The organism is Mucilaginibacter sp. Bleaf8 (assembly GCF_018390515.1).
In the GTDB taxonomy this organism is placed as follows: domain Bacteria; phylum Bacteroidota; class Bacteroidia; order Sphingobacteriales; family Sphingobacteriaceae; genus Mucilaginibacter.
Genome location: NZ_JAHBBK010000003.1, coordinates 415,450 through 427,468, shown reverse-complemented (window position 1 = coordinate 427,468; position 12,019 = coordinate 415,450). Strand labels below are relative to the sequence as shown.

The following is a 12,019-nucleotide window of genomic DNA, read 5'->3' as shown; positions in this document are numbered from 1 at the left end:
AAAATGAGCTTGACTACCGTGATTGACAACTGTAATCTATTCAGCAACCAAATAACCAACAGCAAGCCGATGCAGAAGGGAGTAATATAAAGTAAAGCCAGGAGCAAGCTTACTGCCAAAGTAGTAGCCGGAGAAGAATGCTCTGTAGGTATAATAAAATCGATGATGCAAGCCAGGAAAGGAACTGCAAAGCCACAGGTGTACCATATCTTTAAACAGTATGTAAAGGTTTTTTCCACTATTGCTAAGGGTTTGTGTGCAGAATTCTTAGATGCAAGTTATATTAATTCTATCTATAAGTACTCAACAATATAATAATACCTGTACACTTTCTGATCACATGGTATAGTATGAGTGATATTGAATAAGAAATGTGCAGCTACTTAATTGTGGACTTGCCTATGTTGAATTATAAAGATACAGGTAAGCTATTCTTCTATAACCCAACCCACTCAATCCAAAGTTTTCACAACCTCTATAAAGTAAGAATACTCAAAATTCTTGGATTGCTTAGTTGAATGAACATATCAATTCAAACTTTCAACAACCTCTATAAAACATAAAATCTTAAATATTCTGAATTGACTTGCATTCGCTATCTTTAGGTTAAGATGTCACAATTACTCAGATACACAATGTTAGTAGCGATCCTGTTATTCTGCTCAAACGCATTTGCTCAAAGTATCTATTTGAAGAGCAATGAAACCACATTGTTTAGCTTCAAGACAGCAAGCGGTAAGACACTCATCTTAGCCTTAGACACTGCAAATAAGTACATCGTCTACCGATACGGAACAGAAAAGCATATCGAGTTTGAATACCCTAAAGATACTGTTAACAGCTTCGATAAGTTCAAACGATTCTACTATGTTCGGTACGGTGGCTATCCAAATGCAGGAATAGAGATAAGCCAAATCGAATTCGCTAACGAAGGCTTTACTTATAAGCTATACGATCAGTTGTTTACTCTTGATGAAGGCTACAGATCCGAAATAGGTGTAACAATACAAAACAACAAGACCTATAAAGAAATTCAGATCAAAGGTTTAGTGAAGACACAGAAGGGTAGTTTGATAGGGTTGAAGGAGTCTGAACTTATAAAGCTTTCAGATGGCCCGTTCGGTCACTGAGTGCCTAATTCAGATTTTACGTAGCCTCTATAAAATAAAGAAATTGAATTATTTTGAATTAAGCTTTTACAATGACAATACCATAGTCTTAATGAGGTAGAAATCAAATATTATGAGTTCAAAAAAAATATTACAATTGATACTGACTATTGCAATTGTGCTTTGCATTGGATGTCAAAGATCCAAAGTAAAACAAGTGGAACAGAAGAACACCGAATCAAAAGGTACTGTAAAAGTTGTTCACCGTAGGCCACGAGGGACACCTAATATCGTTATTAGCGATGACACGACTATAGTAGTACCTCCCAAAGAAACCCGTATAAGGTTCAAAAACTTTACTGTTGTGATTCACAACTTCAAAGGATATGAAAGCCCTTATAAGGAGAACGATTCTGGTGAATACAGTGACCATATAGATACGTCGGAATATTCTTTCAATGAGACCGAAAGATCGGACGCCGATGGAAACGCGCTGCCATCCTATAGGGAAACGTTGATTGCTAAGTATGATACTGTTCATCTTTCAGAACATGTTGAAGAAACAATTAATAATACACTCATTGAGATTGTCCCAAATGATAAGAGTGAGAGTTTTAAAGTGACGTGGCGTTATCTTAGTTCATTGAACGAAGTGGTTGATGATAACATTCACCGTAGTTCCAAAGAATGGGATAAGGCTTATTCTAAAACTGTTCATTATCAAGAGGCGACTAAGGTCATTGCTTTAAAGGACTCTGGTAAGTTCTTCTTCCGAGCATCGCCTCATACTCCAGACATGGTGCAGATAGAAGTTAAGAATGGCAAGGTCGTCCCTGTAAACTTCCATAATAGCAAAGAACAGATCGATATTGAACAAAGGTATTGGGACGAGGATATGCGACGTGTTCGCGCAAAATACAGATTGAAGGACACCTCAGTAAAGTTACGTGATGACTACGAAACGGAAGTTACTTTGGCAATAGGAAGAAAGCTATTTATGTACAACTACGATGCTCATCTGTTTCGAATAGATAGGATACGAAATAGCAAGGTTGTGGAAACTAAATACCTTGTTGTATACATTTCTGATGGTTGTTAGGGCACTATGGCCAGTGACATCAATTCAAGATTTATAGCACCTTTATAAACTAAAGAATTTCGCTATTTCTGAATTAGGAAGGAAGAAAATTATAGAATCATTCAGCAAAGTTACGCTTATAGCTGCTGTAGCGTGCAAGAGCTTCCGGCATAAACGCTCAATACAACCGTACTATCTATTTATTCCTTTGCCATCTTGCACTTGATTGCTATAAGTGTATCGTGGCACCCTAATTCTTTTATTTACTTTTCATAACCAGTTATGGTAGATACGGCTTAAACACCTGTAATCCTTAAAGCACAAATTGATATAAAGGAGGTAGAAATTGATTAATGAAACTTTTTGGACAAGTTTACCTCAAATTATATATTTGCAATCCTGTGTATGAATTTGTGTACTACCAGGAAGAACAGCTGAAAGTAATTAACTGAATCAATCATCAGCAAAATTGAGCTGATGTTGGTTTACGAGAGTTAAAGCAAGGAGTTCTATTTCGGGATGTAGCGTAGCCCGGTATCGCGCCAGCATGGGGTGCTGGAGGTCGTAGGTTCAAATCCTGCCATCCCGACTAAGAAGAGCATATTTGAGAAGTTTTAAGACTGATTGAATATGCTTTTTTGGGTTATGGTCGGTAGATGTATACGGTTATGTATACGGTCATTTCAGACAAACTCATCAACAATATACTGTCATAACTCAACAAGTTATGGCTTCAGTAGCTATTGTTCTCAACACAACTTACAAACTATCGAATGGTGAATATGCCGTTGCCCTACAGGTCACTCACGAAAGAAAACAAAAGTATTATGCTATCAATACTTTGATTACCGACAATTCCTTGACTTTTAAGTGTTCAACTAAAGATTGGATAGCCGCAGGTGCAGAAGATAATGGTTTGGGCAAGTTTCGCAGATCATTCATAAACTATAAAGATTGTAATGAGTTACTTAGGCAAAAGCTTAACGACGCTCATAGAATTCTAAAACGCTATGAAGACACTAACACTGCATTCTCATTTCAAGGATTTGAAGCTGACTTAAAGAACAAACCTCAAGTAGAGATTAGGGAAAAGTTTTCTGCAACCGCTGGCATGCTCATAAATGAGTATTACGACCAACATATTAATATTCTTGAAGAGCAAGGACGAGTGGGTCTAGCCGGCCTTTATCTTGAGGTACAGAATATCCTGAAGAAATTTAAACCGCAAGCTTTGCTATCAGATGTAAATATTCGATTTCTTGAAAGCTTCGAGTACTGGATGCGAAACACACGAGGAAACAAGGATACTACTATAAGTGTAAAGATGCGCAACTTGCAACGAGTAATCAACCAGGCGATTGAGGATAAGCTATTCAAACAGGAGAACTATCCATTCGGAGAAAAGAAGTATAGCATCAATAAGCGGCTGAATAGCAAAACTAAGAAGATAGCTATTACGCTCGATAAGATAAGAAAGCTTAAAGAACTTGAGTTGGAACCTAATTCAGCATTACACCTTGCGCAACAGATGTTCTTATTTAGCTATTACAGCAGAGGGATGAACTTTATTGATATGAGTTCCTTACTTGGCAAAACATATCAGAGAGCCATATCAACTATACTAGGCGCAAGACAGGCGGACACTTTGAGATACCGCTTAATGAATATAACAAAGGTATCTTAAACTTTTATATAAACGCGAATAAAGGCAAAGGCAACTTTGTATTTCCCATACTCGACCTCGCTATACATCAAACATTAAAGCAGCAATACACTCGAAAGAAAACAGCACTTAAAGCAGTGAATGACAATCTTAAAAAATTGGCTGCAATGATTGGTGAACCTAGCTTAAAGCTTACGACCAATGTTGGTAGACATACTTATGCAACGGGTTTGAAACGATCAGGCGCAAATACCAATTACATATCTGAAGCTTTAGGGCATGCTACAGAGGAGCAAACGCAGACCTACTTAGACAGCTTCGAGAAAGGTGCTATTGAAAGTTGGGAAAAGAAGATGTTCAATCTTTAAGTTAAACGCTTACTTCTTACTTTCATGATTACACAACTGCGTTGTTTTATCTTTGCATAGCTATGGAAATACACATTGATCATGTAAGTGAATATCTACACTATTATAACCCACAGGACTTGGCAAAATTAGGGAAGCAGCTTATCGACATACTTAATAAGTATGAAGATCGGCTGCTTATTTCCAATTCTAACCCAAAACTTATGAATCGTGGTCTTGAGTTCTTTAAACTTATACTTTCACTGACTGAACACTACAACCTTAACTATCGAAAATCTTATCTGAATAATGCTGGTTATAAATCAATCATTCAGCTTCAGGAGCTAAAATCAGCATTGAAACGTTTAGAATACATTGATCGGGAAACAGGCGAAAATAAAGTTCGACAATTTAAAATAGCCTTTAAACTTCCTGGTAACACTATTACAGTAGATGATGAAGCTCTATCTATGTGGATTCGGAAACAACTTTTAAAAGCATACAACGAATTCGATATAACCATGGAAGACTTTGGTGATGCTATGTTTCTGCTGGATTCTGAAAACAACTTGGCATATAATGAAAAGAGTAGTGAAGAGTTAAGAAAATATGCTGAACGCCCCATGAGCTTCAGCAAAATTGTCTATTTGTTTTGCAATGGTATCATTGAATATATGAAGGCAGCCTTCGATCTATTACCGCATAACGCAAAATACCTCTCTGAGCAGCAGCTCTCATTCTTATATGAACTATTATGTCTAATGGACTTCGAAGGGTTTCAGAAAGAATTTAGTACTGATGAATACCCCAGTTCGTTAGATATTGATCGTCTTTACCAGATGCTTAACAAATAACATAATTATCTGACTTACAAAGCTATCCAATCCTCTCAGATACCGTTTGCAAGGTAGCTTACTAGCCTCCCTATTCTCCCCACCTTTGTAATGTAAACAATAAGGCAATAAGGCTGCACCCGGGAAGCCAGGCCTAAGAACTGTTTACAGGTACAATCCACATGACCTATAACGTGGCTTACTAATAATGATGTTAATATGTCAACCATTGACAAACGCAGAGGTAAAGGATCAGCCTCAGCTAAAAGCAATAATACGCTATCTGCTAAAATGTTCCTAGGTCAAGATGGCCAAGAAGCTTATGTTGAACCGACGATACTACTATAATTTATCGACAATGACAGGATTGAAGATGTAAAAGAATTCGAGCGGTTTATAAATCTGCTTTTTGAAAAGCGAAAGTTTGCAATAAACAGACATGAGAGGACCGATTCGGGTCGAAAGCTCTATTCTTATCAAAGCTTTTTAAATTCAAGAGGACCCGATGGCGTCAAGGTACGGCATATTGGTAGAATCAAGCAGTTCATCGCTGACTACCACGCTGGTTTATTCTCTATTGATTTTACCTTCGATCAATTAGTCGAGGAAGCAGAGAACGGAAACTAACGTTCTTCTTTAACCGGGGAGCCAATCCGGCTCTCCGGTTCCTATCAAAACATTTTATATACCCGCCTGACAGCTTATTGATGGAAGCTGCATGCAGATTTATTGACTAAATTATGGAAATAAAAACAACTAGCCCCGTGATAGAAGTGCCGGTTATGAAAGGGCAAACCATGTCTGATATTGAGTCTATTTATCCTCTGCCGACCAACGGAATCTTCCACAAGATGCTTCCGGGATTGGGCGCGACACATGGCGAGATAAACGCACCCAGGCATAGCATTATTGTGCTTCCAAACGTGCCTGTTATTAAAAGCAAAGTAGCAAAGCACAATAAGCAGAATCCGCCTGAGCGAGAGATATTAGGCGTACATAAGGGTATCAATACAGATAAGATCACGGCTTATATAAGTAATGATAAAGTATTCTACAAGAAGATCCTCACTACACCGGAAGGATATCGGGATAAAGTGAGGCATATGCTCAAAGATGTATTTACCTACGTCAAAAGCGAATACTACTTGCTGATAGATGAATGTGAACGGACTATACAGGATGTGGATTTTCGGGATAAGATCACTGCGCCTTTTGATGATTTTTTTAACTTCAAAAATAAAGGCCTGATATCAGCAACAACCTTACCATTTAGTGATCCGGAGTTTGAAAAGGAGTTTATGCATTATGTTATTAGACCTGATTGGATTTATTGTAAGCCTCTCTCGTTAATCAATACAAATAACGTGGTTGCAACGATGAGGCATTACCTTAGCGACAAAGGCAATAAACCCTGTTTTATATTCTTGAGTTCCATCAAGACTATAACAGCGTTGATAGAAGCACTAGATATAAAGGCTGACAGCAAAATTCATTGTTCGGAAAATAGAAAAACAGAGTTAAGACTTAGAGGCTTCAAATCAGACAGTGAGTTAAACCTTGAGGGCTTAGCTAAGTATAACTTCTTAACTAGCCGTTTCTACTCAGTTGTGGATATCGAACTGGAGTATAAGCCTGATGTTGTAATGCTTAGTGAAGTTTTGTTTGCTGAGCACAGTATTCTTGATCCCCAGACAGAGGTGATACAAATCGCTGGGAGGTTTCGTAGCGGTACCAATACTGTCACGCATATTACTAATACGAATCCTGAGATAATAATTAAAACGCCCGAGCAAGTAAAAACTTACCTCGATGGACAACAAGATGTGTTCAAACAGATCCTTACGCTTAAACAGACCTTAACAAGCAAAGGTGCCAAGGATGCGTTTGATGAAATTGAGAAGTCTGACTTTGCCAAATACTTCAAGCCGGATGGAACGTACAATTGGTTTATGCTGGATAACGCTATTCAGGAAGCACGAGTGTCGGGACTCTATCAGCAGATAGACAAGCTTACGGCAGGTTATGAGAAGGTCGGTAAACATTTTGATGTAAGTCTACGTAATGTTTTTTACCCTTTAGGAGACGCTGACCGTCTGAAGCGTGAATCCATAGAAAGCCGAAAAGTTTCATTAAAGAAGTGGTTAAACAGTTAAATGAACTTACATCTACAACTGAGCAATATGTTTTAGGCGCTGAAGAAGCTCTATCTGATCTGAGGCGAGCTTGCCCTATAGCTGTTGATGCCTACCATACCATAGGTGAACAAGGGATTGAAGACGCTGGGTATTTAGAAACAAGAATCAAACAAGCCGTTGATGAGTACCATAAGAAAGAGAAGATAATTGGCAAAGAGCTGGTGATGGCCGTATATCAGTCCTTCGCAACCGGGGAGAAACCTGCATCCGAGGAGATAACTCCGGTACTCCAAAAAATTTATGATAGTCATGGTGTCAAATTGAAGGATAGAGCAGCCCATATCGAGAAGTACTTCATTACTAAGCGCTCAACTCGTGGCATGGACCAAAAAAAAGTCTATATTTTAGTGGAAGCTAGATATTTAGATTTGTACCAGGATGTTAATCCAAAGCCGGTTTTAGGTTGATATCCAAAACTAATTGATTATTCATCTTCTAAGGGGAATGAATGATTTTTGGATTCATCTAACTATCTCTTTATTCAAGTAGGTATTTAGCATGCCTGCTTGAATAAGTCGTTATTGAAACTTTAAAAGACACATGCTTCTTTGCTTATTCGTTAAAGCAGTATATGTTACCCACGCACAACCAGCAACTGATATCACCCCCTACCTTGATTTAGAAGAAAGCAAAATATATGATGAGTGCATGGCAATAGGCTTACAGACCTTTTAAATTAAGTAAACAATTCATAGCACTAAGTCAGCATACCCTTCAATAAGTCATGCCCGAGGACCGAAGCATTAGTTCTCTAGCTTATAAAAAGACGAGCCATAAGACTTTCAAGATGCCCCTGCCCTTCGTAAAAACTATTAAACAAACAACCTCTAACCTGTAAAACCATGACAAAATACTGGGTAACTGCCAAAACCAAGACCTGGAACAAAGCGCAGCAACAACAAAACCATATTATGGAAGTCGACTATCAAATTGTCCTAAAGAAAGCGAAGCAATTGCTTGCACCAGATAAGCCACTTTTTTTTGAACGGAACTTTAAGCAGCATGGAACCATACAAGAGCTTGCTGCTATGCATGCCTTTCTATCACCCTGCTTTTACTTCCGACTGGATTGTGATGGTGCATACAATTACCAGATCGAATATGCCTTTTATCAATGCAAACATGAAAAAGCAATCAAAGTACGGTTGCAATGCTTTGCCGGGAACCTGCAAGTTACAGAAGTTGCTTTGCAACCTGATTTTGCTACCTTTTATAAGAATGTACAGCACTATCAAGGTAACAAATTCTTTTACACGCTAACCGCCTGAATTTAACTTTTAAAGAAGATCATCAAAAGCCTGGTGCAATAAAGCACTAGGCTTTTTTCATTTACAAGCTACATTAAACCAATTCATAACCATGAAAACCGTTACCACATCCCAAGCACCGACTAACTACAACGAAGCTGTAAAGCAAGCTTATCTTGCTATTTTAAAAGCCAAACAACTCTTAGCTGCCGTAGAAGAAGAGCCTTTGCGTTATACCCTTGTCAGGGAAGAAAAGAAGCCTATCGTTAACGGCACTATTGTGCATGAACTGATAAGTCCCTTACTGTACCTGAGATTAGAATGCTATGCGAATGATGAGCTGGCTATCCATTATGGCTTTGAACTAAGTCCGGCCTTTGGGCCATACTATTCCATTACAGCAAGCTTTGTCCGTATGATTTATAAGCTCACCATGCACGAGGAAGGAAAGCCCAATATCGAAAGCTGCATCCGAACAGACTATGTGATCAATGAATGCTCTGGCCTTTACGAATACATCGAAGAACGCGGCTGCAAGCATCACCGGTTTGAGCAGGTCAAGTACAAGGCAGCTAAAAGAAAGTTGCGTAAGGTAGCTTAACGTATTGCTCTGCTGCGTAACTTTGCTGGCAAACAAGGAGGATAACTATAAAAAGCATCCATTACTAAGACATATAGATACTAAGATATATAAGCGTTGCTTATTTTGTTCTTGCTTAAAGAAACCTAGGAAATTTCAATGGCAACAAGAACAGATGAGTCCAATGCTCTATGCGATAAGCGTAGGGTACTGGCTTTCTGTTGTTGTCAGGGCTTTCCTAGGGCCTCTTTAAGCGCAGATAAGTTCGGTCCCTGCGCTTATTGTGTTTATTAACCTACCGAAGAGGACTACTCGGTCAAACTTCAAACCCCTTTCAACCATCCTTAACAGATGAAACAAACCTTATCGATGCTGCTATTAGCAGCCATGCTAGCTACGTCTTGCTCTAAAAACAACAATGAAACGGAAGAGCCTGCTAAGCAGGAACCAACCGTACTGTTGACCAAAGTCACCAACCTTACACCCGGAGATCCTGACAATGGTAAAGTTTTGGCGAGCTTTACTTATAATGGTAAGCAGCTAACCAAAGCAGTTATCAATCATTATTCTATTACACCGGATGTAGAAACTGATGTGTTCAATTACAATCCTAGCGGACAACTTACCGGCACTAGCATTACCCATACTCGTGCGGATAGCTATAACTATGTTAATTCTGCAATTATCTACAATGGTGGTGACATAGCCAAGATAACTTTTTACAAGTCTGGAAACGCAGTAGCAAGTGATAACACGCTTACTTATCAAGACGGCAGACTTGTAATGTGGTACAATCCTAACGAGGTAGAAATCACTTATAACTACGATAGCAACGGCAATAATACCAAGCAGGTAACCAAAGAATACAATAGTGGCAAGACAACCGGCTCAGTTTATACAGCTAACTACTTGACGTTTGACAACAAAACGAACTTGACAAAAGCACTGCCTTATTGGATTTATTTCAGAACGGGGTTACAGGAAGACTTCTTATCTTATTTGCCAGGAGCAAATAATGTCCTGACTGGCAACGATGATGGAACAAGTGTGACTTATAAGTATGAGTACAACAGCAATGGTTATCCGTCTAAAATCACAACAGCAACCGGCACTTATGCTTATGAGTATATAGAGGTCAAATAATAATCGGTAGTTATGGCAAAAGAAAAAGCAAGATTCATTATATGGCTTGTCCTAACAGCCGTCTTATACGGTATATGCTCATTCACCCAGTTAAGTATCGACTTTACCCAGTGGTCAACTACATGTAGGGCCGTCATTGCCGTAGGCGCAATCGTCATCGCTTACTTTGCGTTAGTAGTTGAATTCGATTAAATTAAAAGGGCTTGCCTTCAAAGCAGGCCCTTAATTCAGCTTTGAAGTTCTATATGTCTCTTGACTATTTAAATCTAATTGGGTAGCTTACAACCTGAATAATAAACCTTATGACACTCATTTACATTCTCGCTGCTGCCCTTATTGGGCTATCGGTTGCTTTATTGATCTTACTGAAGAATTCAAGAGCTACTAAAGCTAACCTCGAAACACAAGTCACTTCGTCATTTCAAGAATCCGTTAGGTTAAATGAAATTAATAGTCTTCAATCAGCAGAGCTAGACAAGTTCAGAACTAAGTACGAACGTATAATAAGTATAGAACAGGCTGTAGAGGATAGAAAAATAGAGCTACGTCAATTAAAAGGAGAGCTAGTCACGCTTAATGATAAATTCCAATCGGGCAAGCAACATTATGAGCAGATTAAACGAGAGCTTGCCATTTATGAAGACGATTTAGAAGTAATCAGCTTTGGCTTATATAAGCCAAGGCATGGCTATGCTACATCAGAGGAATTTAAGCAAAAGCTCGAAGCTAACTACCAACATCAACGGGAACTCATCAAGACAGATAAGGCCACCACGTTTCCTAATGACTGGACAGTGAACGGAAGTTTAACTGAAGGTAAGAAAATGACGAAGCTTAATATTAAAAATATGCTTTATGCTTTTAATGGAGAGTGTGATGCGCTGATCGCGAAGGTGAAATGGAACAATGCAACCAAGTCCATAGAGCGTCTGGAAAAAGCTTTTGAGTCTATCAATAAATTGGGAACAGTTAACCGCATTCAAATCACCAGGCCATACTACAATCTAAAAAAGCATGAACTGACGCTAACCTACGAGTACGAGAATAAAAAACAGGAGGAGAAAGAAGAGCAAAGACGCATTCGTGAACAAATGCGTGAAGAAGAGAAAGTACTCAAAGACATTGAAAAAGCAAAGAAGGAAGCGGAAGACGAAGAGAAGAAATACCAGAAAGCCTTATTAAAAGCACAGGAAGAGCTAAGCCATGCAGGGAAAGATGATTTTGCAGGTTTAAACAGCAAGATCGCGGAGTTAGAAGCCAAGTTAAAAGAAGCTGAAGAAAAGCGACAACGCGCTTTGTCACTGGCACAACAAACAAAGGCTGGACATATCTATGTTATTAGCAACATAGGTTCCTTTGGCGAGGACGTATATAAAATAGGTATGACCAGAAGACTTGATCCGCTGGACCGCGTCAAAGAGCTGGGTGACGCTTCTGTACCATTCGCATTTGATGTTCACGCAATTATTTACTCGGAGAATGCACCTGCATTGGAACATGAGTTGCATAAGCGTTTCCATGATCACCGTTTAAATAGGGTCAACGGACGTAGAGAGTTCTTCAAAGTTAGCCTAGACCAGATCGAAGCTATTGTAAAAGAACATACAGATGCAGAAATTGAGTTTACCTTACTTGCAGAAGCGCAGGAATACAGAGAATCATTGAATATGATACAAGCAATGTTAAAAGCTGCCGATATTCAGGTTGCTAAAGTTGACGAAAAGTATCCTGAAAACCTTCTTTAAGATAGTTATTCAAGCCTGTGCCAATACGGTCAGAACCCATAGTATTCCCTTTCTCACAGGAGTTGCTTAAGCTAAGAGA

The 12,019-nt window shown here is 38.8% G+C and carries 11 protein-coding genes and 1 tRNA gene; all 12 read left to right on the top strand.

The features are described 5' to 3' along the window. Nucleotides 1-635: 635 nt before the first annotated feature. The 12 genes from KHS38_RS15370 (at nucleotide 636) to KHS38_RS15315 (ending at nucleotide 11,940) form a co-directional block, all read left to right on the top strand. Complete coding sequence (locus KHS38_RS15370) at nucleotides 636-1,130, top strand: hypothetical protein (protein ID WP_213489429.1); 495 nt, start codon at nucleotides 636-638, stop codon at nucleotides 1,128-1,130. 112 nt (nucleotides 1,131-1,242) lie between these two features. Further along, entirely contained in the window at nucleotides 1,243-2,208 is a 966-nt protein-coding gene (locus KHS38_RS15365; protein WP_213489428.1) for a hypothetical protein, read from the top strand. 494 nt (nucleotides 2,209-2,702) lie between these two features. Next, nucleotides 2,703-2,776: transfer RNA gene (locus KHS38_RS15360), tRNA-Pro, on the top strand. A gap of 138 nt (nucleotides 2,777-2,914) precedes the next feature. Then, a complete protein-coding gene (locus KHS38_RS22475) occupies nucleotides 2,915-3,871 on the top strand; it encodes a site-specific integrase (protein WP_213489427.1) in 957 nt (318 codons plus the stop codon). After that, entirely contained in the window at nucleotides 3,784-4,218 is a 435-nt protein-coding gene (locus KHS38_RS15350) for a tyrosine-type recombinase/integrase (RefSeq protein ID WP_213489851.1), read from the top strand. The genes KHS38_RS22475 and KHS38_RS15350 overlap by 88 nt, the downstream gene beginning before the upstream one ends. 62 nt (nucleotides 4,219-4,280) lie before the next feature. Further along, nucleotides 4,281-5,051: a hypothetical protein gene (locus KHS38_RS15345; RefSeq protein ID WP_213489426.1), complete on the top strand. Its 771-nt coding sequence runs from the start codon at nucleotides 4,281-4,283 to the stop codon at nucleotides 5,049-5,051. Nucleotides 5,052-5,770: 719 nt separating this feature from the next. After that, nucleotides 5,771-7,183: a hypothetical protein gene (locus KHS38_RS15340; protein ID WP_213489425.1), complete on the top strand. Its 1,413-nt coding sequence runs from the start codon at nucleotides 5,771-5,773 to the stop codon at nucleotides 7,181-7,183. Further along, nucleotides 7,168-7,632, top strand: coding sequence for a hypothetical protein (locus KHS38_RS15335; RefSeq protein ID WP_213489424.1), 465 nt, complete (start codon nucleotides 7,168-7,170; stop codon nucleotides 7,630-7,632). Before KHS38_RS15340 ends, KHS38_RS15335 begins: the two co-directional genes overlap by 16 nt. A 435-nt stretch (nucleotides 7,633-8,067) precedes the next feature. Continuing rightward, nucleotides 8,068-8,493 carry a hypothetical protein gene (locus KHS38_RS15330; protein ID WP_213489423.1) on the top strand — a complete coding sequence of 142 codons (426 nt, stop codon included), beginning with the start codon at nucleotides 8,068-8,070 and terminating at the stop codon, nucleotides 8,491-8,493. Nucleotides 8,494-8,584: 91 nt separating this feature from the next. Then, nucleotides 8,585-9,073, top strand: a complete 489-nt coding sequence (locus KHS38_RS15325) for a hypothetical protein (protein ID WP_213489422.1) — start codon at nucleotides 8,585-8,587, stop codon at nucleotides 9,071-9,073. A 330-nt stretch (nucleotides 9,074-9,403) separates the two neighbouring features. Then, nucleotides 9,404-10,195, top strand: a complete 792-nt coding sequence (locus KHS38_RS15320; RefSeq protein ID WP_213489421.1) for a hypothetical protein — start codon at nucleotides 9,404-9,406, stop codon at nucleotides 10,193-10,195. 302 nt (nucleotides 10,196-10,497) lie between these two features. Beyond that, nucleotides 10,498-11,940, top strand: coding sequence for an SNIPE associated domain-containing protein (locus KHS38_RS15315; RefSeq protein WP_213489420.1), 1,443 nt, complete (start codon nucleotides 10,498-10,500; stop codon nucleotides 11,938-11,940). Nucleotides 11,941-12,019 lie beyond the last annotated feature (79 nt).